Annotated in this window: 20 protein-coding genes; 11 read left to right on the forward strand and 9 right to left on the reverse strand. The window is 71.1% G+C overall.

All coding sequences use genetic code 11. The features are described from left to right. A partial coding sequence (locus tag ACFYPJ_RS36940) for a hypothetical protein (protein WP_389026160.1) occupies positions 1-1,418 on the forward strand: 1,418 nt, incomplete at its 5' end. Here the strand turns inward: ACFYPJ_RS36940 and ACFYPJ_RS36945 are convergent. After that, on the reverse strand, positions 1,381-3,507 hold the full coding sequence (locus ACFYPJ_RS36945) for an ATP-binding protein (RefSeq protein WP_389026162.1): 2,127 nt from the start codon (positions 3,505-3,507) through the stop codon (positions 1,381-1,383). The two genes, ACFYPJ_RS36940 and ACFYPJ_RS36945, sit on opposite strands and share 38 nt — an antisense overlap. Positions 3,508-3,804: 297 nt before the next feature. Between ACFYPJ_RS36945 and ACFYPJ_RS36950 the strand changes: the two genes are divergently transcribed. The 4 genes from ACFYPJ_RS36950 to ACFYPJ_RS36965 all read left to right on the forward strand — a co-directional run bounded on the left by ACFYPJ_RS36950 (position 3,805) and on the right by ACFYPJ_RS36965 (position 10,295). Continuing rightward, positions 3,805-7,035, forward strand: a complete 3,231-nt coding sequence (locus tag ACFYPJ_RS36950; protein WP_389026164.1) for a hypothetical protein — start codon at positions 3,805-3,807, stop codon at positions 7,033-7,035. Between the two features lie 4 nt (positions 7,036-7,039). Then, the gene (locus tag ACFYPJ_RS36955; RefSeq protein ID WP_389026166.1) at positions 7,040-8,074 is read left to right on the forward strand and encodes a hypothetical protein; all 1,035 of its coding nucleotides are present in this window, start codon (positions 7,040-7,042) and stop codon (positions 8,072-8,074) included. Between the two features lie 269 nt (positions 8,075-8,343). Beyond that, positions 8,344-9,318: a zinc-binding alcohol dehydrogenase family protein gene (locus tag ACFYPJ_RS36960; RefSeq protein WP_389026168.1), complete on the forward strand. Its 975-nt coding sequence runs from the start codon at positions 8,344-8,346 to the stop codon at positions 9,316-9,318. A gap of 53 nt (positions 9,319-9,371) precedes the next feature. Next, the gene (locus ACFYPJ_RS36965; protein ID WP_389026170.1) at positions 9,372-10,295 is read left to right on the forward strand and encodes an MIP/aquaporin family protein; all 924 of its coding nucleotides are present in this window, start codon (positions 9,372-9,374) and stop codon (positions 10,293-10,295) included. 250 nt (positions 10,296-10,545) lie between these two features. On the opposite strand, the gene ACFYPJ_RS36970 is transcribed toward ACFYPJ_RS36965, so the two are convergent. Then, positions 10,546-10,836, reverse strand: coding sequence for a hypothetical protein (locus tag ACFYPJ_RS36970; RefSeq protein WP_389026172.1), 291 nt, complete (start codon positions 10,834-10,836; stop codon positions 10,546-10,548). 666 nt (positions 10,837-11,502) lie between these two features. Here ACFYPJ_RS36970 and ACFYPJ_RS36975 point away from each other — a divergent pair. From ACFYPJ_RS36975 to soxR, 5 genes are all read left to right on the forward strand, one after another. Then, entirely contained in the window at positions 11,503-12,483 is a 981-nt protein-coding gene (locus ACFYPJ_RS36975) for a GNAT family N-acetyltransferase (RefSeq protein WP_389026174.1), read from the forward strand. Beyond that, on the forward strand, positions 12,480-13,820 hold the full coding sequence (locus tag ACFYPJ_RS36980) for an ABC transporter substrate-binding protein (protein WP_389026176.1): 1,341 nt from the start codon (positions 12,480-12,482) through the stop codon (positions 13,818-13,820). The genes ACFYPJ_RS36975 and ACFYPJ_RS36980 overlap by 4 nt, the downstream gene beginning before the upstream one ends. Next, positions 13,814-14,779, forward strand: a complete 966-nt coding sequence (locus ACFYPJ_RS36985) for a carbohydrate ABC transporter permease (protein WP_389026178.1) — start codon at positions 13,814-13,816, stop codon at positions 14,777-14,779. Before ACFYPJ_RS36980 ends, ACFYPJ_RS36985 begins: the two co-directional genes overlap by 7 nt. Then, positions 14,776-15,645, forward strand: a complete 870-nt coding sequence (locus tag ACFYPJ_RS36990) for a carbohydrate ABC transporter permease (RefSeq protein ID WP_389026180.1) — start codon at positions 14,776-14,778, stop codon at positions 15,643-15,645. The genes ACFYPJ_RS36985 and ACFYPJ_RS36990 overlap by 4 nt, the downstream gene beginning before the upstream one ends. Positions 15,646-15,791: 146 nt before the next feature. Next, positions 15,792-16,235 (forward strand): redox-sensitive transcriptional activator SoxR, encoded by a 444-nt coding sequence (gene soxR, locus ACFYPJ_RS36995; protein WP_389026182.1) that lies wholly within the window; start codon positions 15,792-15,794, stop codon positions 16,233-16,235. A gap of 313 nt (positions 16,236-16,548) precedes the next feature. Here the strand turns inward: soxR and ACFYPJ_RS37000 are convergent, their stop codons facing one another. The 4 genes from ACFYPJ_RS37000 to ACFYPJ_RS37015 all read right to left on the reverse strand — a co-directional run bounded on the left by ACFYPJ_RS37000 (position 16,549) and on the right by ACFYPJ_RS37015 (position 20,819). Continuing rightward, positions 16,549-17,520: a PfkB family carbohydrate kinase gene (locus ACFYPJ_RS37000; protein WP_389026184.1), complete on the reverse strand. Its 972-nt coding sequence runs from the start codon at positions 17,518-17,520 to the stop codon at positions 16,549-16,551. After that, positions 17,517-18,992: a purine-cytosine permease family protein gene (locus ACFYPJ_RS37005; RefSeq protein WP_389026186.1), complete on the reverse strand. Its 1,476-nt coding sequence runs from the start codon at positions 18,990-18,992 to the stop codon at positions 17,517-17,519. The genes ACFYPJ_RS37000 and ACFYPJ_RS37005 overlap by 4 nt, the downstream gene beginning before the upstream one ends. A gap of 118 nt (positions 18,993-19,110) precedes the next feature. Then, positions 19,111-20,103 (reverse strand): ADP-ribosylglycohydrolase family protein, encoded by a 993-nt coding sequence (locus tag ACFYPJ_RS37010; protein ID WP_389026188.1) that lies wholly within the window; start codon positions 20,101-20,103, stop codon positions 19,111-19,113. Beyond that, positions 20,100-20,819, reverse strand: a complete 720-nt coding sequence (locus tag ACFYPJ_RS37015; RefSeq protein WP_389026190.1) for a GntR family transcriptional regulator — start codon at positions 20,817-20,819, stop codon at positions 20,100-20,102. Before ACFYPJ_RS37015 ends, ACFYPJ_RS37010 begins: the two co-directional genes overlap by 4 nt. A gap of 297 nt (positions 20,820-21,116) precedes the next feature. On the opposite strand from ACFYPJ_RS37015, the gene ACFYPJ_RS37020 reads away from it, so the two are divergent. Then, positions 21,117-22,085 carry a hypothetical protein gene (locus ACFYPJ_RS37020; protein ID WP_389026192.1) on the forward strand — a complete coding sequence of 323 codons (969 nt, stop codon included), beginning with the start codon at positions 21,117-21,119 and terminating at the stop codon, positions 22,083-22,085. Between the two features lie 86 nt (positions 22,086-22,171). Here the strand turns inward: ACFYPJ_RS37020 and ACFYPJ_RS37025 are convergent, their stop codons facing one another. The 3 genes from ACFYPJ_RS37025 to ACFYPJ_RS37035 form a co-directional block, all read right to left on the reverse strand. Next, a complete protein-coding gene (locus ACFYPJ_RS37025; RefSeq protein WP_389026194.1) occupies positions 22,172-23,140 on the reverse strand; it encodes an aldo/keto reductase in 969 nt (322 codons plus the stop codon). 418 nt (positions 23,141-23,558) lie between these two features. Further along, positions 23,559-23,744 (reverse strand): hypothetical protein, encoded by a 186-nt coding sequence (locus tag ACFYPJ_RS37030; RefSeq protein ID WP_389026196.1) that lies wholly within the window; start codon positions 23,742-23,744, stop codon positions 23,559-23,561. A 91-nt stretch (positions 23,745-23,835) separates the two neighbouring features. Next, entirely contained in the window at positions 23,836-24,234 is a 399-nt protein-coding gene (locus ACFYPJ_RS37035; RefSeq protein WP_389026198.1) for a hypothetical protein, read from the reverse strand. Positions 24,235-24,609 lie beyond the last annotated feature (375 nt).

Consider the following 24,609-nt stretch of genomic DNA (forward strand, 5'->3'; position numbering starts at 1 on the left):
GCCGGGAGCCGGGAGCCGGGAGCCGGGAGCCGGGAGCCGGGAGCCGGGAGCCGGGAGCCGGGAGCCGGGAGCCGGGAGCCGGGAGCCGGGAGCCGACCTTCGGTCTGTCGTCGGAGTGGCTCCTGGCCGACGGCAAGCCCTTTGTGGACGGCCTCGTCCTGTCCCACCCGGAGCAACTGGAACGGCTGCGCCGTGTCTGCCCCGAGGCCGTCGAGGCGTCCGTGGTGGCCGGGGATCCCTGCTTCGACCGGATGCTCGCCGCCCGTCGCCACCGGGCCCGCTTCAGGCGGGCGTTGGGTGTACGGCGCGGCCAGCGGCTCGTTGTCCTGAGTTCGACCTGGAACCCGGAAGGCTTCTTCGGCGACGGCGGTCAGGACGTCCTGCCCGGCTTGCTTCCGCGGCTCGCGGCCGAGTTGCCGGCCGACGACTATCGGCTGGCCGCGGTGCTGCACCCGAACATCTGGTACGGGCACGGGCCGGGGCAGATCCGCGCCTGGCTGGATGAAGCCTGCCGCAACGGGCTGGCCCTGGTCGATCCCGTGCACGCCTGGCGGCAGGCCGTTCTCGCGGCGGATGCCCTCATCGGCGATTTCGGTTCGGTCCCCTACTACGCGGCGGCTCTGGGCGTACCCGTGCTGCTGGCGGCCGACGGCCGGGACCGGCTGGACCCCGAGGCACCCCTTGCGGCGTTCGTCCGGCAGGCCCCGCGGCTGGATCCGCACGGCCCTTTGCGTGCCCAGGTGGAGAGGCTGGAGGCCGAGGGGCCCCCGGCGGCCGGCACGGCGGAGTTCGTCACGTCGGCTCCAGGCGCTTCGGCGACACTGCTGCGGCGGCACTTCTACCGGCTGCTGGACCTGCCCGAACCGTCGACTCCGGCGCTGTTGGAACCGCTGCCGTTGCCCGCGTACGATCCTCCGCGCCGAACGGCCCCGCTGCGGGTCCGGACGCACGTCGACGGGCCCGCGGTGCGGATCGAGCGGTCCGCGGTGGCCCCGTACCACGCGCGGGGCGACCTGCATGTCGCCGTGCACGAGGACACCCGGGATCCCGGCGGTCTGGAGGTGGCCGATGTGATCGTGCGCGACGGACACCCGGACGATCCCCGCCTCGGTGGCTGGCAGCTGTGGACGGCGGAAGTGCTGCGCCGGTACCCGCAGTGCGCCATGGCGGCGTTCGTGTGCGGCCCGGACGAATGCTTCGTACGGGCACGGGACGGCGATGTGTTCCGGCTGTCCGCCGGCCCGGAAGCCGACGCCGATCCGGCGGCCTGCGCCTCGTCGCTCCACGCGTGGCTGTCGGCAGGCAACCGTGTTCCGCGCGACGGCTGCACACTCCGGGTGCACACTGCCGGACAGGTGCATCCGGTGGCCGTGGAACCCTTCACCCCGCGGCCTCGCAGCGCAGCCGCAGACCGGTGAGGTACTGAAGGTGCGGGACCGCGGCCGGGGTGAGCAGGCGTTCCGCCCGGGCGATCATCGTCAGCGCCTCCCTGTTCTCGCCCGCGTCGTGCAGGGTTTCGGCAAGGTCCGTGAGTACCCGTGCCGTGTCGTACGCCTCCCCCTGTCCCTCGAAGAAGTCGGCGGCCGAGCGCAGGAGACGCCGGGACTCCTCAAGGCGCCCCATGCCGCGCAGCGCACGCCCTTGGTGGCGCTCGATCAGCGCGAGTGCGCGGGGCAGGTCGGCGGCGCCTTCCTGGCCGGAAGTGATCTGCTGATAGAGGCTTTTGGCCGCCGCGAAACGCTCGTACGCCTCCGAAAACCGAAACCGGTACAGACCGAGCAGACCTTGCAGTTCGACGGCCGACGCCTCTCCCCGCAGGTGCCCTGCCGCCTGCTCGCAGGCCGCGGCGGCGCCCGCCTCGCGGTTCGCTTCCTCCTCGCGGCCCAGTTGGTCGAGGCAGAAAGCCAGTTGGAAGTGGAGCGCCCCGGCCATGCGAGTACGAGGCTGGTGCGTGTCGGCGCAGCGGGCCGCCACGCGCAGTGCGGGCAGCACCTCGTCCTTGTGACCGGCCTTCAGTTGCAGCGGCCACAGCGTGCGGGCCAGGCGGAGGGCCGTGGTGATGTGCTGGTGTTCCTCGGCCAGTGACACCGCCCCGACCACGTTGCCCACTTCGGCCGCAAGGACGGCCAGTCCTTCCGCCTCGTCCTGGCAGACGGTCCCGTTCTGCGGTTGCGGCTCGGTTCGCCAGCTCTGCGGGAGGGCGGCGTGCGCGGCGTGCAGGGCCCGGGTCAGTACGGCGTCCAGCATGCGGGTCACGGCGGCGGAGCACTCGGCGATGCCGTGCTCCGATCCCGCGGTGGCCAACAGGTACCGGCGCACCTCGGGACGGAATCGGTACCTTTCGTCGGCCAGGGGCTCCAGCAGTTGGGCGTCCGCCGCTTCGGCGAGCATCCGGGTGGCGTGCTCCGGCCGGCTGTCCGCGGCGGCCGCGGCCAGGCAGCGGTCGAGGCTCGGCCATCCGCCCTGCGCCGCGAGCCGGCACATGCGCGCGGTCGACGACGGCAGCCGGCCGACGGCCCGGTGCACCGCCTCGTGCACCGGATCGTGTAGGTCGGGTCCCACGGTCGGCCGCGGGGTGGTGGGGTGATCGGTTTCGGCCGCCAAGTGCATCGCCGCGGTCTTCACGGCGAACGCGTTGCCCGCGCACTGGTCGAGCAGGTACGGCATCCGGGCCTTGGCCCGGGCGATCTTCTCCCGTCCTGCCAGGTTCCGCATCATCCGCACTGCGTAACGGTCACTCAGCGGCTGGACTTCGACTCGTTCCGCCTCCAGGGCGAAGGGCCGTCCGGAGACGACCACGAGCAGGAGCACCTCGGGTGTGGCGGGCGTCAGGCCACGGACCTGGGCGAGTGAGGTCGCGTGGTCGGTGACCACCAATGCCCGGCGGCCCGCGGTGAGTTGCCGGTAGAGCCGTTCCCGGTCCGCTCCGGTGGCAGGAATGTCCTTGGGTTGGACGCCCATCTGCTGCAGCAGCCGGGCCAGGACCGCGGCCGGTTCCAGTCCGCTGTCCGACGCGGTATCACGCAGGTCGACATAGAACTGTCCGTCGGGGAACCGGGCGTGGTGCGCGGCGCCCAGGTGCAGGGCGACAGCGGTCGTGCCGATGCCGGGCGGTCCGTGGAGCAGTGCGACGCGGGGGCGGCCCGCGGCGGGCCGGGTCGCTTCCCGTGCCAGTTGCTTGAGGACTTTCTGACGGTTGGTGAAGTGGTGTGGGGCGGGCGGCAGTCCGGCGGTACGGGTGAAGGTCGCCGCCTGCTGTGTGTGCATCCGCAGGAGGAGTGCCCATTCCGCGGCCAGCCGGGCGTCGTCACCCAGCCGCGCGTGCACCAGGCCGGCCAGTGCCGCCTGCTCCTCCGGATCGACCGGCAGCGGTGTCTGCTGTCCGGTCGTCCTTCTCAGCAACCCTCCTGTCGACAGGAGGAGTTGTCTGCCCATCTCCCCCGCGGCGCCGTTGCCCACTGAGGTGAGAAACGCGGTGAGCGCGCTGAGCGCCACGACCTCCAGCACGTCGGCCCCTCCTGGTCCCCGATCCCGGCCCTGGCCGGACTGTATCGCCGGATCAGCCGTCCCGGACAACATTTCGGCCTTCGGAGTGCGGGACCGGCCGGCGCGTACCGGACAGGACCTGTGACCTCCCATGCGACTGAGATGCCCCTGTCAAGCCAGAACGGTTCTTCGGCACCGAGGAACACTCACGAGAGTGAACTTCAGCCCTGGGCCCGTCGGCCCACCGCATAGTGAGTACGCCAGGAGGCGCCGGATCGGGCAGCCAACCGCGCCTAGCCACCCCTCGCAGGAGTCGCCGTGGAACCTCTCTTCCGTCTGGCCCTGTTACGCCCCGCCGTTGCGCAGGACCCCGAGAACCCGAGCGTCGAACTGTCCCAGCAGACCGACTTCCAGCAGGCGCTGTCCGTCGCGTCGAGCACGCCGGATCCCCGCCCCGAGCTACGCCGGGTGGTCGGCGAATACGTCGTCGGCCCGCTGTTCGTCGGCAAGCCCGAACAGGCCCCCCTCGCCAGGGAGACGGCCAGGTTCGCGGCAGCGCTCGACCGGCTGCCCGCCCTGGCCTCAGCGAGGGCGGCAGCGGCAGCGGCAGCGGCAGCGGTCGAGGCGCGTCCGGGCCCGGACGCGCCGGTTCCGCCCTCGCTGCGGGACACGGTGATCGCCGCCGTCCGGGACGCGTTCGGCGCGGCCCCGGCGGACGTCGTGCAGAGCGCGCCGTACAAGGATGCCGTGGCCCGGCTCCGGGACAGTGTGCTGGCCATCAAGTATCTGCCCGCCGAGCACACCAGACCGCTGGAAGAACTCGTCCGTCAGCTGCGCCACCTGGAGATCGTCTCGCGGCTCGTGGCACGCACCGCGTTCCCGGCCAACCCGCAGGAATTGCGGCGCGCACGCAGGCGTCCGCTGCGGCTGCCGGGTGCGACGGGCCTCGAACCCGTACTGTCCACCCTCCAGGCCGAGCGCAAGCAGCGGGAGAAGGAGGCCGAGGCGGCCGGGGTGCGGCGTCGGCGCGCGGAGCAACTGTTCGATGTCTACCGGCAGTTGCGTACGGCGATCGGCGAACTCACCGGTCTGGGCGGCGAGCACTTCAGTATCTCCGCGCAGAGCGAGTCGGCGGAGGTGCTGCCGCCCGCCGACTACACCCCGCCCGCCGAACTGGCCCGCCAGATCAGCTTCCACAGCCGTCTCGCGGAGGCCAACCTGCGGGCCCTGGGCGCGGGCACGGGAACAGGCGGCGCCACTGTCGGCGATTCCGGCGGCACCAGCGCCGGTACCGCGGCCGAGGAGCCCCCGCCGGACCCCGCGCAGCCCACGGTCGTGGCCGGAGCCGCGCAGCTCGCCGGAGAGGTCTTCGGCGCCAAGCCGGACCTGCTCGCCGGCAGCCCCGGGTTCATCCCGGCGGTCCTGAAGGAGCTGAGCTTCCGGCTCGGGCCGAACGCGGCGCAGCAGTTGTCGGATACCACCCGGACCCTGCTGACGGCACGCGGCATCGACGTGACCGCCCAGCCGCTGGACCGGATCGTCGCCCTGCTCCAGAGCGAGGTCGACCAGACGGCCGCCGAGCTGGAGAAGCTGTTCGGGAAGCCGGCCCGGCGCAGCGTACGGCGCATCGGCGGCACGTTGGTCACCACCTCCACACCGCTGCCGTCGGTGTGGAACGCGATCACCGTAGGAGATCTGGACCCGATCGAGCAGATCCCGCTGGAGGGAGAGCGCGTTCCGGCCACCAAGGGCAGTGTGAAGCCGTCCGGTGTCGCCGATCTCCTCGTGGTCCGGCAGCAGTTGATCGGCTACGAGGGTGCCGACATCGCCCACATCGAGAACGTGCTCAAGGGCGAGACCAAACTGCGCGAGCACACCCGGCGGGAGGAGACCGAGCAGATCACCGTGCGGGAGACGGAGACGACCACCACCGAGGAGCGCGAGCTGGAGTCGACCGACCGCTTCGAGATGAGCCGGGAGTCCAGTGCCGTCATCAAGGAGGATGCGGCGCTGAAAGCCGGATTGACGGTCTCCGGAAAGTACGGCCCGACGGTGGAGTTCTCGGCCTCCGCCGAAGGCTCCGTCTCCCGGTCGAAGGAGGAGGCGACCAAGTCGGCCTCCGACTTCTCCCAGGACGTCACCCAGCGCAGCGCCAACAAGATCGCCGAACGGGTGCTGGAGCGCACCTCGTTGCGGGTCACCACCGAGGTCACCGAGAAGAACACCCACACCCTGGACAACAACCCCGGCATCGAACACATCTCCGGGGTCTACCAGTGGGTGAACAAGGTGTACCAGGCGCAGATGTTCAACTACGGGCTACGGACCATGTTCGACTTCATGATCCCGGAACCCGCCGCGTTCCTCATCCACACCCTCCAGTCCGCCCATGCGGGGGCCGTCCAGTTGGACAAGCCGCCGTCCTTCACCCTCCAGGCGAACCAGGTCGACGAGACCAACTGCCACTACTGGGTGCAGGCGTACCAGGCGACGGACGTCGCCCCGCCGCCGGAGATGTACGTGACCAAGTCCTTCGACTTCAAGGCGGGCGGCGGGGACAGCAAGACCAACTACAACCACTCCGGCCAGATCACGATCGACGAGGGTTATCAGGCGTTCCAGGGATCCGTGGCCTACCTGTGCAACATCTGGGAGAGCCAGCACTCCCTGGACGTCGCGGTGGGCCGCAGGACGCACCGGTTCGGTCCGGGGGACAGCTGGGTGTGGATCACCATGCTGGACGAGGAGCAGGGCTCCCTTCCGGTCGCCGTCGACACCTTCCGGCTCTCCCAGGTGGCGGTGGCTGTCGAGGTCAAGTGCAGGCGTACCGAGCGGGCGATGGAGAAGTGGCGGGCGGAGACCCATGCCAAGCTGACCACCGCCTACCGCGCCCGCCTCGCGGAGTACGAGGAGAAGCTCGCCGCCCTGACGCTGGAGGCCGGTGTCGCCATCGAGGGCCGCAACCCGCAGGCCAACCAGGAGCTGATCGCCCACGAACTGCGCAAGAACTGCGTGAGCATCCTGACGGCGCAGCACTTCGATCTCTTCGACGCGCTGGACATCGGGGCCGACGACATCCCGCAGATCGACGTCGACGAGGCCGCGGCGGAGGGTGCCTATGTCCGCTTCTTCGAGCAGGTCTTCGAGTGGGAGCACATGACGTGGGTGACGTACCCGTACTTCTGGGGCCGCAAGAGCCAGTGGGACGAGCGTCTCGCCTACGACGACCCCGACCCGCTGTACAACCAGTTCCTCAAGGCCGGGTACTGCCGGGTCACGGTCCCCGCCCGCCTCGGCTTCGAAGGCACCATCGACCACTTCATGAACTTCGGCGAACTGTGGGGCGGCGGCCCCCTGCCGACCGTGTCGAGCCCCCTGTACCTGCCGATCGCCGACGAGATCGCCGAACGGCTCGACCGGCCCGGTGACGAGCTCCCCCAGGGCGAGCACTGGACCGTGCGCATCCCCACCAGCCTCGTGCGGCTCCGCGCGGACGACCGGTTGCCCCGCTGGGTGAAGAACGCCCAGGGCGAGTGGGTCGAGGACTGAGCGGATGAAACACTTCGTCCTGGTCGCGGGGTATGAAATGCCACCCAAGAACCTTCCGTTCCGGGCCTACTACGAGAACCGGATCAGACGGCTGGTCGCGGCCGACAAGGCCGGTGAGGACCTGGTCTTCCAGATCTTCGACGTCGGAAGCGGGGAGGTCGTCGCCCGGACCTTCACCTACCCGGGAGGCACACGGACCGAGTCGGTCGCCGCGGTCCGCTCCTTCCTGCCGGTCACCCGGGCCCGGTACGACGGCCACGCCTTCAAGGACGGCCAGGACGGCGTCATGTCGGTCACGGACGTCTACGCGGCGGTACGGACCATCGGTGTGCGCGCACCCGGCACGCTGATGGAACTCAGCTTCGTCTCCCACGGCTTCTACGGCGGCCCGGTCCTGGTCAACAGCTACGACGACGGCATCGCAGAGAGACCGTCCACGGTCCCCGGGGGCCGGCCCGTCCTGGTCCAGATGGGCAGCATGGCCCGTGACCCCGACGACAAGGATCCCCGGGCGAAGGACTTCCACGCGGCGAACATGGAGCCCGCGGAACTCGCCGCCTTCCAGGCGGCCTATCACCCCGACGGCATCAACTGGACCTGGGGGTGCGCGTTCGACGAGACCGTCCACCAGATCCTGACCAAGCTGGAGTTCCACCCCGAGTACCGGTCCGCCGGCCTTCCGGACGACAAGGTCCTGGCGTTCCGCAATCTCACTCAGGGCCAGATCTACGTGCTCGAAAAGGGTCTGGGCACCACTTTTCCCGACCATCGGGAGGTCGACGTGACCTTCGGTGAGTTGAAGCGGTTCTTCCGCAAGTACCTCCTGTCCTCCTACAGCCACGCCCTCGCGGTCGCCTCCCGGCGGAAGACCTTCGGCGGGCTGGTCGGCACCTATGCCGAACCCGATACCGGTCCCCGTCCCCTGATGCACATCAACAGCGGCTTCAGCAGGCACTTCACCTTCTACAAGAACTACTTCGGGTTCGCCTTCGACCCGGAGAGACGGCGATACGGCCTCTACGACCCGGCCTTTGTCTGAGGCCCGATTCCCGTGACCGGCGCACGGCCCCTCCGCGGGCGGGGGGCGGAACCTGAGGTTGCCGGAAGGCACCCCGGGTTCCGCCCCCGGACCGGCCGGAGCGCGGGAATTCAAGCCGTCGCGGCCCTACGCCCTCATTATCTTGAATCAAGATAGCTTTAATCGAATTCCTTCGTTGGACGCGATGAAAGGGGCGCGTCATGCTTGCTGAGGTGGGGGGCACCACACGGCGGACGACATTGCCTGCCCCACCTCAGAAAGGCCCCGTCATGCGTGCTCTGCGTTTCGACCGCTTCGGCGATCCCCGAGTCCTGTCGCTCGCCGAGTTGCCCGACCCCGTGGCAGGGGACGGCGAGGCCGTGGTGGCCGTCCGGGCCGCCTCGGTGAACCCGTCGGACCTGAAGAACATCGCCGGCCAGTTCGAGGCGACGACGCTTCCCCGCATTCCCGGCCGCGACTTCGCCGGCGTCGTCGTAGACGGACCCCGCGACTGGGCCGGCGTCGAGGTCTGGGGCACCGGAGGCGACGTCGGCTTCACCCGCGACGGCTCGCACGCGCAGACGATCACCGTTCCGGCGGCGGCACTGGCCCGCAAGCCCGAGCGGCTGAGTTTCGAGGAGGCCGCGACCGTGGGCGTCAGCTTCGTCACCGGCTGGCTCGGTGCCGTCGAGACGGCCCAACTGGCCAAGGGCGAGATCATCGCCGTGTTCGGTGTCTCCGGCGGCGTCGGCCGCGCCGTGGCCCAGATCGCCCACGCCCTCGGCGCGCGCGTGATCGGTCTGGCCCGGGCCCGTCCCGGCGAGGGAAGCCCGGCCGCATCGGTCATCGACGAGTTCGTCGCCCTGAACGGCGCCGCGCAGGACATCGCCGGCCGGATCAGGCAGCTCACCGGCGGCAGGGGCGCGGACGTGGTGTACGACGCCGTCGGCGGTGTCACCACACCCGCCGCACTGGCCTCCCTGGCCCCCCGCGGCCGGCTCGTGGTGATCAGCTCCGTGAGCACGCGGACCGTGGAGACCGACCTGGTCGCCCTGTACCGCAACGAGAGCCGGGTCCTCGGCTGCAACAGCGCGCGCTACGACGTCGTCGAGTCGGGCGCACGGCTCCAGCGGCTCGCCCCGTTCTTCGACTCCGGGCAGTTCCGCCCGCCGCCCATCGCCGGCCGCTACGGACTGGACCTCGGGCAGGACGCCTATCTCGCGGTGGAGAACGGGATCCGCGGGCGCGTCGTCATCTGCCCCTGAGGCCGGCTCCCGTGCATCCGCCCTGGCGGAACCCGCCACCAGAACCCGCGCGCATGAGCCTGATACCCGGACCGAACGGTTCCCCGGCCGGCACTGCCCCCGCCGCCGCGCTCGCCTGGCGAACGGTGGCCCGGGGCAGCGCCTTGGAGTGCGTGCTGGCGACGGTGCTCCTGTTCGGCGTGACCACGATCGTGCGCTGGGTCGCGGGCCCGTCGCCCGTGTCGGCGGCGATCCCCCGGATCCACCAGGAACTGCTCGTCATCGCGGCGGGTGTCGGGGTACTGCTCGCCGTGCTGATCCTCAGCCCGGCCGGGAAGGCATCAGGGGGGCACATCAACCCGGCCATCTCGTTGGCCATGTGGCGCTTCGGCCTCTTTCCCGGCGCCGCGGTCGTCCCGTACGGCGTGGCGCAGCTCGCCGGATCCCTGCTCGGCACGCTGGCGGGCCGCGCCGTGTGGGGCCCGGCCCTGAGCAGACCACCGGTCAGCGACGCCGCGTTGCAGCCCGGGCCCGGCTGGTCCTCCGGGGCGCTGTTCGCCGGCGAGGCCGCCTCGATGGGGATCATCGTGCTGCTCGTCGGGGTGTTCCTGGCGGTGCCCGGACTGGTGCCGCTGGTCCCCTGGCTCGTCGGACTCCTGATCGGCGCGGCGATCGCCCTGCTGGGGACCACGACCGGTGGTTCGGTCAACCCCGCCCGCCAGTTCGGACCGGCCATCGTCGCCGGACGGCCGGACTTCCTCTGGGTCTACCTGCTGGCGCCCCTGGTCGGCGCCTTCGTGGCAACCGCGTTCCGCAACGCCCTGGTGCGCCGGCGGTCAGGCGGGCAGCGCACAGGCGGTGCCGGGCCGGACGGCGCCGTCCGTCCGCGGCCACGTCGTCCCCGTCCCGGCGCGTCCCCGGCTCCCCCTCCGGACGAGGGCCCCCGGGCCGGTGCCCGTCGACGGAACGAGTTCATGGACCCGGCCCACGGCCCCTGACGGCGCCGGCCGGCCCCGGCCCGGACCCGCGGTCACTTCTCGTCGCCCTTTCCAGGACCCGTGCCGCCGTCGACGATGTCCAGGACCGACATCATCCCCCCTGTCCTCGTGGTTGAGGAGGTGGCAGTGCAGCACGGTCCGCCCGGTGAAATCCCCGAACCTGATGCCAGGACGAGCCTCTGTCCCCGCAGGACGTTGACCATCTCGTGCCAGGCGTGGGCGGGATCCACGGGTTGTCCGTTCAGGGACATCACCTGGAACTGGTTGGTGTGGACGTGGAAGGAGTGGACTCCTCCGTGTCGTTGGTGACGGTCCACTCCGCGACGGTGTCGGGCCGGGAGACGAAGTCGATGCGGTTCGGGTCGTAGTACTTGCCGTTGATGAAGTACTTCTCAGGGTTGTCCTGCTCCGTGTACACCATGACTATCGACTTGCGGTCGGCGGTCCGGGCGTGGGTGAGGTCGTCGAGAGGCCCGAAGCGGGACGGAACGGCGGTTCGCGCCACCGGGGTACCGCCGGTGGCGACCGTCGCCAGGTCCACCTGCGGGAAGGTGTTGCCCGCCGGCCCGGTGGAGAACAGCTGCGTCTCCAGTTGGGCGGTGCCCGCCTCGCCTCCCTGTGTTCCCAGGCATCTGACACCGGCAGATCATTGCGTAATTACCGGACATACAACTAAATTTGCCCCTACTGCGTCGAGATGTCACCGGGAGACGGGGGCAAGGGATGAGCACGGACACCCGCGTCGCGGTGACGACCGGTAGGCTGCTCGGCCCCGAGACCGGGGCACACGGAACCGGCCGGACCGGCGACGGGACCGGACGCCGCATCCCCCGGCGCCCGCCGATACCCGTACGGTGCGGTCTGACCAGCGGCGAACTGAACCGAGGCTCACTGCCTGGGCCGTATTCCAAAAGGGGTGTCGCGGCACTGACCTGACGGTGACCGAGGCCGTCGGCGGTGGCCCGCCCCGGACGCGGAGACTACCGGCAGGCCCGGGGGTCGCGCCGGCGCCGGACATCCCGGCGCCCGCCACGGCCACCGTCCGCCCCGGCGCCCGCCTGCTGCCGCTTCGCCCCTGAGACCTCCCGCCCCACCGCCGCCCGCGACCACGACCGGGCTGCCCGGACACCGGCGCCGGCCCTCGGCAGCGCCTGCCCGCGGTGTCCGGCGCACTCCACGACCCGCGCAGGGAAGGACAGACCCGTCGATGACCGATCGCACGACAAAGACCCGGGCCGGGATTCGTGGCTTCCGTGCGGGCGACGGCCCGCAGTTGGTGGCGGCGTGGCGCCGCGCCGCGCCCGCCGACCCGGTCACCCCCGACCGCTTCCGCTCGACGGTGCTGCTCGACGCCAACTTCGATCCGGAGGGGCTGCGAGTCGCGGCCGACGGCGACCGTGTCGTCGGCGCCGCCTACGCGGTGCGCCGGCTGACGCCGATGACCGGCACCGACCTGGAGCCGGAGCAGGGATGGATCCCGTTCTTCTTCGTCGACCCGGCCGCCCGCGGGCGTGGCCTCGGCCGCGCGCTGCTGACCGACGCCCTCCACTGGCTGCACGGCCACGGCCGTACCCGGGTCGATTTCTCCTCGTACACCCCGAACTACGTCCTGCCCGGCCTGGACGCCGAGGCGTACCCGGAGGCGGCCGGGCTCCTGGAGTCCCTGGGCTTTCGCACGCTGTACGAGGCGGCGGCGATGGACCGGTGCCTGGTCGGCTACCGCCTCCCCGACGACGTCACACGCCGCCTCGGCGAACTGACGGCGCAGGGCCACCGGTTCGCCACCCCGTCCGACGACGACCTGGTGGAACTGCTGGCGCTCGCCGGGCAGCACTTCAGCGCGGACTGGGCGCGCGCGATCCGGGAGTGCCTGGCCGCGGGCACACCGCTCGACCGGATCGTCGTCGCTCGGGACCCCGCGGGCCGCCTGGCCGGCTGGGCGATGCACGGCGCTTACGGGTCCGCGGACGAGCGGTTCGGCCCGTTCGGCGTGCTGGCCGAGATGCGCGGCACCGGGCTCGGCAAGGTCCTGCTCCACCTGGTGCTGGAGCGGATGCGGGCGCACGGGGCGCACTCCGCGTGGTTCCTGTGGACCGGTGAGCGGTCCCCGGCGGGCCGGCTGTACCGCGCGGCCGGTTTCACCACGACCCGGGTGTTCCGGGTGCTGCGCCGGGAGACCGCCCGATGACGTCGTCCCGCCACACCGGCGGCCTGAGCCGCCGTCACTTCGCGCTCGCGCTGCCCTCGGCGCTGCTCGCATCCGGATGCGCCGCTCCCCACCGGGGCACCGGGCGGCCCGGTGACCCGATCGTCCTCACCCTGCTGTCCCACTATGCGAGCGGAACGCTCAAGGCGGCGCTGCAGGGCCCGGTCGACGAGTGGAACGCCACCCACGACCGGGTCAAGGTGGCCACGAAGGCCGTCGAGTTCACCGACCTGCTGACCACGTTCATGGTCCGGCAGGCTGCGGGCCAGGGCACCGACATCCTCCACCCGTACTGCCTGTGGAACGGCCAGCTCGTCCGGGCCGGTGTCCTGCGGCCCGCTCCGGCCGAGCACGCCGAGGAGATCACGCGCCGCTACGGCGGGGCCGCGGCCCGCTCCTCGTCGGTGCGCGGCACGGTCTACGGCTACCCCACAGAGGTGCAGACGTACGCCCTGTACTACAACAAACGGCTGCTGCGTGCGGCCGGCGTCGACGGGCCTCCGCGCACCTGGCGGGAGCTGGAGGAGACGGCCTACCGCACCACCGAACGGGACCGGTACGGCAACACGCTGGTCCAGGGCTTCGGGCTGTCGGCCATCGACGACTCCACCACCGTCGGCCAGACCCTGGCGCTGCTGGGCGCAGCCGGCGGGACGTTCGTCTCCGCGGACGGCAGGAGCACCGCCATCGACTCGGCGGCCGGCCGGGCCGTGTTCGGCCTGTGGCACCGGCTCGTCGTCAACGGCGCGAGCGCCCCCGGCGTCAACGTCTACAAGGCGTTCCCGTCCGGGCAGGTGGCCATGGTGGTCAGCGCAGGCTGGTGGACGGGCAGCCTGAAGGCCCTGATGGGCAAGGAATACCGGGACGTCGGCGTCGCAGCGCTGCCCCTCCCCGACCTGGCCGACCCGCGGGCCACACTCGCCACCGGCTTCATGCTGGGGGTCAACACGGCCAGCGAACACCCGGTCGAGGCCTGGGAGTTCCTGCGCTGGCTCAACACCGAGAAGGTGGAGGTGCGGAGCGCCGGGAAGGGCGCGGCGGCGACCCGGATGGGTTCGCTCCAGGTGTCGGCCGGTTCCATGACCGGCCGTGCCGACGACATGCGCACGCTCCTGAGCAAGAGCGGCGACCCCAATCTGCGCCCGTTCCTGGACGCCCTGCAGTACGCGGTGCCGGAGCCGAACGGGCCGGGTGCGCAACAGGCCAAGTCGCTGCTGCGCAAGAACATCGAGGCGTTGTGGACCGGTCAGCAGTCGGTAGACGAGGCCCTGCGCACCACCCGCCGCCAGGTCGATCAGGAGATGTCCCGCGCATGGTGAACACGCTGACGTCGGTGACGACCGAGCGGGAGCACGGCCCGCACTCCACCGGTGCCGCCGCCGACGACGACCGCGGCCCGGCCCGGCGCCGCCGCCAGGCCGTCGTCGCCTATCTTTTCCTGGCGCCGACCCTGCTGTTCTTCGCGGTCTTCCTGTTCCTGCCGCTCGGCTTCGCGCTGCTGCTGTCCCTGTCCCACTGGACGGGTTTCGACCTCGGCGACATCGATCCGGCCGGTCTGGACAACTTCGCGGGTCTCTTCGCGGACGGATCGACGTTCCTGACGCCCATCCTCACCAACACGCTGCTGTTCGCCCTGGGCACCGTGGCCCTCACCCTCGCCGGCTCCGTGCTCGTCGCCGTCTGCATCGACAGACTGCGGTTCCAGGGGCTATGGCGCACCCTCTACTTCCTGCCGATCGTGACGACCGTCGTCGCCGTCGGCAACGTGTGGAAGTACATGTACGAGCCCGGCGGCCTGGTCAACGGCGTGCTCAACGCCCTCGGACTCGGCTCGGTGGCGTTCCTTCAGGACCCGGACACCGCACTGCCCTCAGTGGTGGTCGTCCAGGCCTGGGCCTCGGTCGGCTCGGCGATCCTCGTCCTGACCGCCGGGCTGAAGTCCATTCCCGAGTCGTACTACGAGGCCGCCGCGCTCGACGGCGCCGGGCCCGTCACCGTCTTCTGGAAGATCACGCTGCCGCTGCTGCGGCCGTCCCTGCTGTTCGTGTGCGTCACCCAGTTCCTCACCGGTCTGCAGTCCTTCGCGCTGATCATCGTGATGACCAAGGGCGGACCGGGTGACGCGACGAACGTGGCGGCGCTGGAGATGTACCGGCAGGCCTTCTCGTACGGCGACTGGGGCACCGCTAGCGCCGCCGCCTTCGTGCTGTTCCTGGTGGTCCTCGTGGTCACCCTGGCGCAGTTGTGGTTCTTCCGGCGCAAGGGGGAGGACGCGTGAACCGCCGCCGTTTCCCGTGGCTGTCGTACCTGGTCGTCGCGGCCGGTGCCGTCCTCACGGTGGTGCCGTTCCTCGACATGCTGATGACGTCCTTCAAGGGGCCCGGGGAAGCCGGCACGCTGCCCTACCGGTTCCTGCCCGAGGCGTTCGACCTGTCCAACTACCGGGCGGCGATCGACCAGCTCGACCTGCCGGTGCTCTTTCGCAACAGCGTCGTCGCCACTGCCGTGGTCACCGGATCGGTGCTGCTCACGTCGTCGCTCGCCGGCTACGCGCTCGCCAAACTCCGCTTCCCCGGCCGGGACCTGATCTTCCGTCTGGTGCTGTCGACGATGATGTTCCCGCCGTTCCTGTTCTTCGTCCCGCACTTCCTGATCCTGGTGCACTGGCCGCTGGCGGGCGGCAACGACCTGTTCGGGCGCGGCGGGGCGGGCCTGACCGTCAGCATCGCGGCACTCGCCATGCCGTTCCTCGTCAACGGCTTCGGGATTTTCCTGATGCGCCAGTTCATGGTGTCGATCCCGGACGAGGTCATCGAGGCCGCGCGGCTCGACGGGGCCGGCGAGTTCGCCGTGTGGTGGCGGATCGTGGTGCCGCAGACCCGGCCGGTGGTGGTGACGCTCGGGCTGCTGACCTTCGTCGACGCCTGGAACGAGTACATCTGGGCGCTGCTCGTCTCGACCGCCGACCCGGATGTGATGACCCTGCCGGTCGGCATCCAGCTCTTGCAGGACTACGTCGACCCGACCCGCACGCTGCCCATCGTCATGGCCGGACTGGTCCTGAGCGTCCTTCCGGTCCTGGTCTTCTTCCTTCTGCTGCAGAAGCACTACATCCGCGGCGTCATGCTCAGCGGACTGAAGTAGAACGGGCCCAGGATCAGGTATGGACACACCGGAGGGCGTGGCCCCGATCCGGAAGGCGATCCGCGGTTCGGTGCGGTGCGCGGTCCCGGCGATCAGGCAGCCGGTGAGCGCAGGCGGATCGAGGAAGCCCGTCCATGGCCTGATCCGTGACGGGCAACGGCAGTCACCCCCGGGGGCTGACACTTCCGGTGGTCCTGGCCGGAGTGGTGCTGGTGGCCATGTCGATGCGCAACGGCAGCAACCAGCGCCTGTATCCGCGCCATATGCTCCGGCGCATCTCACTGATCGTCGTGGCCAGACGTCTCGGGATCCCGCTGTCCGACGTCGCGGCGGTGTTCATCACGCTCCCCGGCGACCGCGCCCCGGCCCAGCAGGACTGGCAGCGCGTCTCCCTCGCCTGGAAACGCCAGTTGGAGGAGCGCCGCCGGGCCATCGAGAACCCGGAGCACGAACTGACCGGCTGTATCGGGTGCGGCTGTCTGTCGATGAAGGCGTGCCTGCTCCTCAACCCCGACGACGCCCTCGGCCCACAGGGCCCCGGGCCGGTCCGCCTCCAGGACGGCGGCTCCGTACGACCGCACCGCCGGTAGGGCCGCGGCTAGCCCGGCAGGCGTCGCGTGGGTTGCGAACGGGGCCTCGGCCGGGCCCGTCATGTTTTTCGCGGTCCTGCAAGAGGGCCGCCGGCCTCCGGGCCCGGCATGACTGTTGCCCCCTGGCCGGTCCCCGTCCCGTGGGCGAGGGCCCGTGTGGGGCCATGTGGTTCGGGACTGTGTGGCTCGCGGCGGTGTGGTTCAGGCAATGCGGTTCGGTCGGCGAGCAGCCGGCGTGTGGCGTGGCGGCCTGCGAGCAGCAGCATGGTCCGCGCGTCGCCGGCGCAGGCGACGTATGCCGCCCTGGTCGCCCTCAGCGGCTGCCGGGGACGTCGGACAACCGCTGCGCGAGCGGGTCCTCGCCCAGGAACGCCGCCAGTGCGGCCCGGTCCGGCGCGGTGGCGGGGCCACGGCGCCCGACCGCGTAGGCCGCCGCCGCATTGGCGCCGCGGGCGGCCGTCAGAGGATCGTGCCCCTGGCTGAGCAGGGCCAGGAACGAGCCGACGTGCGCATCTCCCGCTCCGTTGCTGTCTACCGCGTCGACCGGGAAGCCGGGCACGTGTGCCGGTTCCCGGCCGGGCGCCGCCAGCCAGCAGCCGTCCTTGTCGGCCCGTACGATCACGCCCGCGCCCGGACCCAGCCGGTCCCGCAGTGCGGTGGCCGCGGCCCGCGGGTCCTCGTGCCCGGACAGCAGGCAGGCCTCGCGGGCGTTGGCGCTGAGCCAGTCCGCACGGGCGAGGACCGGCGCGAGAGCGGCCTCGGGGATGTCGGCCACCAGGGGCGCCGGGTCGAAGCAGACGGTGACGTCCGCCGGGAGCGCGGCCGTGAAGCGGGACAGCAGCGGGCCGTTGGCCGGCATCACCAGTCCGTAGCCGGAAAGCTGCACCAGATCACCGGGGCGCAGCCGGGAGGCGACCGCCTCGACGTCCGACTGCGTCAGCGTGGCCTCGACCCCGAAGCTGGTGACGAAGGTACGTTCGCCGCCGCCGTCGATCAGGGCGACCGTGAACCCGGTGTCGCCCTCCGCCCGGACGGGCAGCAGCGTCCCGATGCGCTCGGCGGCGAGCGCCGCGCGGACCAGGTCGCCGTACGGTCCGGTGCCGTGCAGCCCGGCGAAGACCGCCTCCGTGCCGAGGCGTCGGGCAGCGACCAGGGTGTTGAAACCGCCGCCCGCGGTCGTCTCGGTACGGGTGCCGATGACGTCACCGCCGCGTTCGGGCAGCGCGGGGACCTCGATCACGAGATCGGCGATGACGTTCCCGGCGAGGACCAGACGCCCGTTCACCGTCCGGCCTCCTCACGTGCGGCAGGGGCCGGTTCGTCGGCGCTGCCCGCGGCGGCGGGACGGCGGCCGAACAGCGCGTACACCGCGCCGGCGACGACCATGGAGATCGCCCAGCCGAGTCCGTTCACCCCGAACCAGGTGCCGGCGAGCGGGCCCGCGAACCATACGTCGGTCGCGCTCGTCGACGCCTTGGTGAAGAGGAGACCGGCGACGATGGCGACGACCCAGCCGAGCACGGAGGGCAGCCGGAATCCGCCGGAGAACCAGTACCGGCTGGAGCGGGTGGTGTCCATCAGCGCCTCCGGGTCGTACGTACGCCCGCGCAGCGAGTCCACGATGATCACTCCGGTCCAGGCGGAGATGGGTACGGCCAGCAGGGACAGGAAGGTGGAGAAGGGGCCGTAGAAGTCGTCGGCGATCAGCATGAAGTAGATGCCGCCGGCGAACATCACCACCACGTCCAGGGCGACGGCGGCGGCGCGCGGTACTCGCAGCCCCAGGGTGATCATCGTCAGCCCGGCGGAGTAGGTGGAGAGGTGGTTCGACATCAGCAGCCCGCCGAAGGCCGCGATGAGGTAGGGGATCGCCATCCAGGAGGGCAGCATCGCGTTGATGGCGGCGACCGGATCGGAGGCGGTGGCGAGCGAACGGTCGCCCGCGGCGAGCAGGGAGCCGAGCGAGATCAGCAGGAGCAGGGGAATGCCCGCGCCGAACGCGGACGCGCCGATCAGCCGGCGGCCCGGGATCGCACGGGGCAGGTAGCGGGCGTAGTCAGCACCCGCGTTGGCCCAGCCGATGCCGGTGCCCGCGGCGATGAAGCCGATCCCCGCGATCACGCCGCTGGTCGGGCCCGCCGGAACATGGAGGACCTTGGACCAGTCGACGGTGGCGACGAGGAAGCCCATCACGACCAGGTTCAGGATGCCGAAGACGACCGTGGCCCACTTGTTGATCCACATGATGGTGGCATGGCCGAGTCCGCTGATCAGCAGGGTGCAGCCGATGAAGACCAGCAGGCAGACAAGGGTGAGCGGGGTGTTCTGGCCGACCCCGAACGCGGTGTGCAGCAGCGCGAGCAGTGCGTACGCGGCGGTGGTGGTGGAGATGGTCTCCCAGCCCACCCGGCTCATCCAGGCGATCAGTGTCGGACCGGCGTTGCCCCGCTGGCCGAAGACCGCGCGGGAGAGGGTGAGCGCGGGCGCACCGCCCTTCTTGCCGGCCAGGCTCAGGACTCCCACCAAGGCGAACGAACCGAAGGAACCGAGGGCGGCGACGAGTACCGCCTGCCAGATGTTGAGGCCGCGGAAGGCGACGAGGGTGGCACCGAGCGGGAGCCCGAGGATGCTGATGTTGGCGGCGAACCAGGTCCAGAACATCTGACCGGCATGACCGTGTCGCTCGTGGTCGGGGACCGGTTCGATCCCTCGTGTCTCAATGGCACCGACGCGATCGTTCGTCTTCGAAACGGCCATGGCGGAACCTCCTTGCAGGATGCGGACGTGCGGGTGGTGGGCGTGGGGAGAGGTGTTCGGCGAAGCGGCGGGGACTCGGGGTCCCGCTCGGCCCCGCCCGGCTTCGGGTTCGGGCGGCTCAGCGGAGTGCGAGCAGCCGGGCGGTCAGTGGTTCCAGGTCGAGGGAGTTGACGGCGCGCAGGGTCCGGACGGCTTCGGCGGGCAGTCCCGAGAGCCCGGTGACCGACCCGGCGACCGCACCGGCGATCGCCCCGATGGTGTCGCTGTCACCGCCGAGGTTGGCGGCGAGCAGGGCGGCCCGCCAGGGGTCGCCGTCGGCCACGGCGAGCACGGCGAACGCGGCAGGCACCGACTCCTGGCTCGCGACGCTGGTACCGACGAGCGCGACGATCCGGTCCAGGGCGGCCGCCTCCGGGAGATCCCGCACCAGGCCACGGGCCCATTCGAGTCGGGACGCGATATCGGCGCCGGCGATCCAGTGCCCGCGCCGCGCACCGGCCCGGGCCGCGGCCACCGCGGCGGTCACGGCCTCGTCCAGCGAGCCGCCCGCGACGCCCGTGCTGACCGCGGCGGCGACGGCGGCCGCGCCCGCGATCCCGATGCCGGTGTCATGGGTGACCTGGCAGGACTCCACGACATGGTCGAGGAAGGCGTCCAGCGGCTCGGCGGCGAAGGCGATCCCGACCGGGGTGACGCGCATGGCGGCACCGTTCGTCGTGCCCTGCCTGCCCGCCTCCTGGATCGGGACACCGCGGGCCACCGCCTCCAGGGCGGCCTTGGTGGACGGGCCGAGGAGATCGAAGGAACCTTTCGCCTTCATCTCCTTCTCCCAGTCGAGCAGCTCGTGGGCGAGGCGCAGCGGGTCGATCCGGCCGCGGCCCTCGTCGATCAGCCGGCCGACGATGAGCGCCTGCTCGGTGTCGTCGGTGACGGATCCGGCCGGCATGCCCGCGCTGACCGGGTTGTCGGGGCGGGCGGGTTCGAAGCCGGTGAGGGTGCCGTAGACCCGGACCACCTCCTCCCGGGACATCACCTGGGTGGGCATGCCCAGGGCGTCGCCGAGGGCGAGTCCGTAGTAGGCGCCCAGGGCGCGGTCGAGTCGGTCGGTCACAGTCGGCCTCCTCGGCCCGAGCGTACGTGCAGTTCAAATCTGGTGGGGTCGAGCAGACTGGTGACGTGTTCGACAACGGACCCGTCGGCGGCCCGGTACACCTGGACGAGCCGCAGGAAGGACTCCCCGGGCGAGCGGTGCAGTACGGCGGCCTCGGCCGCGTCGAGCCCGCGCACCGACACCACGCCCTCGCCCGAGTCGGCGATCCGGCCCGCGGCGATGAGCGCCCGGCTGAGCGAACCGCCGTCGAGGCCGCGTTCAGGCAGTCCGGACAGGCCCCCGGTGGCCGGGACCCTGCTGTGTTCGAGCGATACGCCCGGCCCGTCGGCCAGCCGCCTGACCCGGTCCAGGGCGATGAACCCACTCGACGCGAGTCCCAGCTCGGCGGCGAGCCCGGGGTCGGTCACCTCCTCGAAACGGAGGATCTCGGTCGTCAGTTCGGTGCCCTGTTCGGCCAGGGCCCGGGTCCAGCCGAGGCGGTTGTCGAGCGGCGTTCCCTCGAAGGTGACGAAGGAGCCGATCCCGGCGTGGGTGGAGATGAGCCCTTCCTCGCCGAGGACCTGAAGTGCCTGCCGCAGAGTGGTGCGGCTGACACCGAACCGCTGGGTCAGCGCGTACTCCCCCGGGAGTCTGCTGCCGTCGGTGTGAACCCCGGCTCGGATCTCGTCGGCGAGGACGCGGGCGATGCGGTGATGCTTGTGTACCTGTCCAGGCATGTCTAGACAGTAAATGAACAGGTCGCTCCGGTCCATAGCCCACGGAGGATCACTCCCTGCCACGGAATGGGACACGGGAGCACCGGGCCGGGAGCGGCGCGGCCCTCGGCACCCGGCACGCGCCGCCCACCTGGCGGGCCGGTCGGCGCCGGCATCGAGCAGCGCGGCGGACGGCTGCGACGGGAAAGCCCAGGCGACCTTCAGCGACGGCTCACCGACTTGACTTTCTACCCCCCGGGGGTATGTTGAGGAGCGTCGAACCGCCCACTGCGGCACGTCAGGAGACCAGGAGTGACCATGAACACCGGGCTGCGGATCACCGTCTTCGCCGCCGCACTCGCCGCCACGTTCGGCACCGCCTACGGCGTGGGCAGCAGCGTCGGCGAGATCTCTCCCAAGACCGACAGCGCGGCACACGACCAGCACGCGGACACCTCGCACGGTGAACACGGCGGCGCGGCCCAGGAACCGGCGGCGCCTCCCGGAGGACTGCAGATATCCGACGCGGGCTACACCCTGGACCTGGGGACGCCGGTCGTCGAGGCAGGGAGGACGACCCAGCTGCGGTTCGCGGTCCGGAAGGACGCGAGCGGACAGGCGCTGACCGACTACCAGCTGGAGCACACCAAGGAACTGCACCTGATCATCGCCTCGCGGGACCTGACGTCCTTCCGGCACCTGCACCCCTCCCGCGCCGCCGACGGGACCTGGTCCACGCCCGTGGCCCTGCCCGCGGCCGGCGCGTACCGGGTCTTCGCCGACTTCGCCCCCCGCGGTGGCGACGGACTGACCCTCGGTGCGGACCTCGTCGCGACGGGCGCTTACACCCCCGCTCCGCTCCCCGCGCCGAGCACGACGGCCACCGTCGACGGGTACGAGGTGCGCTTCCAGGGCGAGCTGACACCGGCTCGGGCGAGCGAGTTGACCCTGACCGTGACGAGGCAGGGCAAGCCGGTCCGCGACCTGCAGCCCTACCTCGGCGCCTACGGCCACCTGGTGGCACTGCGCTCCGGTGACCTCGCCTACCTGCACGTACACCCGAACGGCGAGCCCGGCGACGGAAAGACCCAGCCGGGCCCCGGCGTCTCCTTCACCGCCACGGCACCCAGCGCCGGCACCTACCGGCTGTTCCTGGACTTCAAGCACGACGGCAAAGTCCGCACCGCCGCGTTCACCGTGCGGACGGATGCGGCGGCGAAGCAGCCGGACGCCTCCGCAACGGATGCCACCGCACCGCAGGAGACGCAGTCCGGACACGCGCACTGAGCGCCACACCGTGAGTCCGCCGCCGTCGTCCGCCTCCCCTCACGGGCGGGTACGACGACGGCGCTCACCGTGCCGGTGTCGTTCCGCTACTCCACGCCCTCGGGAGCGGCACCGGCGACCTGGACGGCGTCCGCGGTGATCCGCTCGATCTCGGCGACGTCGCCCTCGGTCAGCTCCACGTCGGCGGCCGCCAGGCTGTCCTCGATGTGCTGCGGGCTGCGGGCACCGACGATGGCCACGTGCACACCGGGCTTGGCCAGGGTCCAGGCGATGGCCAGTTGACCGACCGTTACGCCCCGTTCCGCGGCGAACGTCTTCAGCCGGTCGACGATCCGCAGGTTGTGCCGCAGGTTCTCACCGGTGAAGGCGGCCGACCGCGACCGCCAGTCGTCCGGGGCGAAGACGGAGTCCGGGGTGAGGGCACCGGTGAGCAGGCCGCTGCCCATGGGGCTGTAGACCAGTACGCCGATGTCGTGCGCCTGGCAGTACGGCATCGGGTCGGCCTCGATGCGCCGCCGGAAAAGGTGGTACGGCGGCTGCAGGGTCTCCGCCGGCCGGACGGCGTCGAAGGCCGTCAACTGCCCGGTGTCGTAGTTGGAGACGCCCGCATGTCGGATCTTGCCCTCGTCCACCAGCTCCTGGAGCGCGCTCGCGGTCTCTTCGGCCGGCGTGTCGGCGTCCGGCCAGTGCACCTGGTAGAGGTCGATGTACTCCACGCCCAGATGGCGCAGGCTGTCCTCCACACCTTGCCGCAGAAAGACCCGGCCGGTGTCGCGCGGCCGGTCGCCGCCGGGGGTGACCCCGCCCTTGGTGGCGATCAGCACCGATTCCCGGTCTCGTTTGAGTTCTTCCCGCAGCGCTCGTCCGAGCAGCGCCTCGGAGCGGCCGAAGCCGTACGCCTGAGCGGTGTCGAAGAGGTTCACGCCCAGTTCCCGGGCCTGCCGGATGGCGCGGGTCGCCGTCTCCTCGTCGAAGGAGCCCCAGTCGCCGCCCAACTGCCAGGTGCCGAAGGCGATCCTCGACACCTGCAGTCCGCTCCTGCCCAACGTCGTCATACGCATGATCTTGAGTTGCCCTTCAGTGCGCGGTCGCGCGCCATGGTCACATACGGCGGCCCCGAAAGCCCGTCGTGCCGTACCGGCGGTGGCGCCGTCCGCCGCGGCTCGCCCGCGCCCGCGCCCGCGCCCGCAGCCCACGGTGTCGCCCACCACCACCCGCCGCAAAGGCCAGTCATACAAATCCGGTGGCCGGACCGGTGAGGAAAACCGCGAGATCACGGAATGTCCGCGACACAGGGAATTCAGCGATCATTGCAGCCGGTTCCACGGCGTGAACCGCCGAAGGCCGGGGCGGGAGTGTGCCGTACACACAGCGCGGCCCAAACGGCCTTCGACAGTTCACCTGCGCGATCGACGCCGCGCCCGACCGCTTCTCCGCTCGCCGGTGTCGGCACAGCGGATCACACCCGGTCCGTCAGGACGCCGCCCTGCCGAGAAAGGTCACCGGTGTGTCGTCGGCGTCGGGGGACGCGCAGGAAACGGACGGCTCCTTCTTAGGAGCCGGCGTGGGCTCGGGCGGTTTCTTGGCGGAGACGCGCGCGGTGCGGGCGGCTTCGGCGCGCACCAGCGCACGGATGACGGCATAGCTGTCGTACGGCATGGAGTGCCCTTCCTGGGTGGGGAGTCGCTGTGAGCGGCAGGCCGCATGCCCCGGGAGCGTCGGGGGATTCAGGGGCGCGGGCCGGGCCCGGTCAGCAGCGCAGGAGGGCACTCCGCTGGAACGGTTCGGGAACATCCGCCGAGGCAAGCCCCGGCGGGGCGTTCTCAGGCGGCAGGAGAGTGGCGAGGGTGGCCGGGGTGTCGGTGACGACCGGGGCGCTCGGGCTGTGCCCCGACGTACGGACGACCCAGTGCTGCGGATGCGACGGTGTCTGAGCGCCCCGCTCCGAGCCGCTGGAGCGCAGTTCGACGTGTTCCGCCGCGGGCACGGCCGTCGGTGTTGCGAGGACCGTCCGGCCGACGGAGGTGACGTCCAGGCGAGCGGGTCCGGCACTGAGGGCGCCATGGACGAGAACGAGCATCACCAGGCACGCGATGGCGCACGTACCGTTGATCGCCGTCTTGCGGACGGCAGCAGCCCACTGCCTCATGGGGACCCCCAGACCTTCGCATCCAGGTAATCCCCAAGAAGCCGCAGAATGCCGATATCCATCCCTCGAAATAGGGAAGAATTTCACGCTCAAGAGTGAAGAACCTAAGGGGATGTCAGCAGCCCCCTTCGCAATGCACGGACCCCTCGACGTCATGACGGCAGGGCACGACCATCCGGTGCATGACACGGTCCTGCATTCGCCGTTCGACAGCGGCAGTTCACCGGCCGGGACGCGGCGCCATGACAATCGGAAACGCGACAAAGCGATGAAATGATGAAATTGCGGTTGGTGAACTCGGCATCCCTCGCGGGGTGATTCTCCGTCTCGCACGCCGACTGCTCCACGCCAGTGCCGGCGACGCCGGCCGGGACC

The sequence above is a fragment of the Streptomyces sp. NPDC006012 genome, from assembly GCF_042871185.1.
Taxonomy (GTDB): Bacteria; Actinomycetota; Actinomycetes; order Streptomycetales; family Streptomycetaceae; genus Streptomyces.

Excerpts from the sequence above, each read along its gene's own strand:
- ACFYPJ_RS36955 (WP_389026166.1), top strand. The coding sequence starts at position 7,040 with ATGAAACACTTCGTCCTGGTCGCGGGGTATGAAATGCCACCCAAGAAC.
- ACFYPJ_RS37025 (WP_389026194.1), bottom strand. The coding sequence starts at position 23,140 with ATGACGACGTTGGGCAGGAGCGGACTGCAGGTGTCGAGGATCGCCTTC.
- ACFYPJ_RS37035 (WP_389026198.1), bottom strand. The coding sequence starts at position 24,234 with ATGAGGCAGTGGGCTGCTGCCGTCCGCAAGACGGCGATCAACGGTACG.
- ACFYPJ_RS36980 (WP_389026176.1), top strand. The coding sequence starts at position 12,480 with ATGACGTCGTCCCGCCACACCGGCGGCCTGAGCCGCCGTCACTTCGCG.
- ACFYPJ_RS37005 (WP_389026186.1), bottom strand. The coding sequence starts at position 18,992 with ATGGCCGTTTCGAAGACGAACGATCGCGTCGGTGCCATTGAGACACGA.
- ACFYPJ_RS37020 (WP_389026192.1), top strand. The coding sequence starts at position 21,117 with ATGAACACCGGGCTGCGGATCACCGTCTTCGCCGCCGCACTCGCCGCC.
- ACFYPJ_RS36965 (WP_389026170.1), top strand. The coding sequence starts at position 9,372 with ATGAGCCTGATACCCGGACCGAACGGTTCCCCGGCCGGCACTGCCCCC.
- ACFYPJ_RS36960 (WP_389026168.1), top strand. The coding sequence starts at position 8,344 with ATGCGTGCTCTGCGTTTCGACCGCTTCGGCGATCCCCGAGTCCTGTCG.
- ACFYPJ_RS36985 (WP_389026178.1), top strand. The coding sequence starts at position 13,814 with ATGGTGAACACGCTGACGTCGGTGACGACCGAGCGGGAGCACGGCCCG.
- ACFYPJ_RS37015 (WP_389026190.1), bottom strand. The coding sequence starts at position 20,819 with ATGCCTGGACAGGTACACAAGCATCACCGCATCGCCCGCGTCCTCGCC.
- ACFYPJ_RS36975 (WP_389026174.1), top strand. The coding sequence starts at position 11,503 with ATGACCGATCGCACGACAAAGACCCGGGCCGGGATTCGTGGCTTCCGT.
- ACFYPJ_RS37030 (WP_389026196.1), bottom strand. The coding sequence starts at position 23,744 with ATGCCGTACGACAGCTATGCCGTCATCCGTGCGCTGGTGCGCGCCGAA.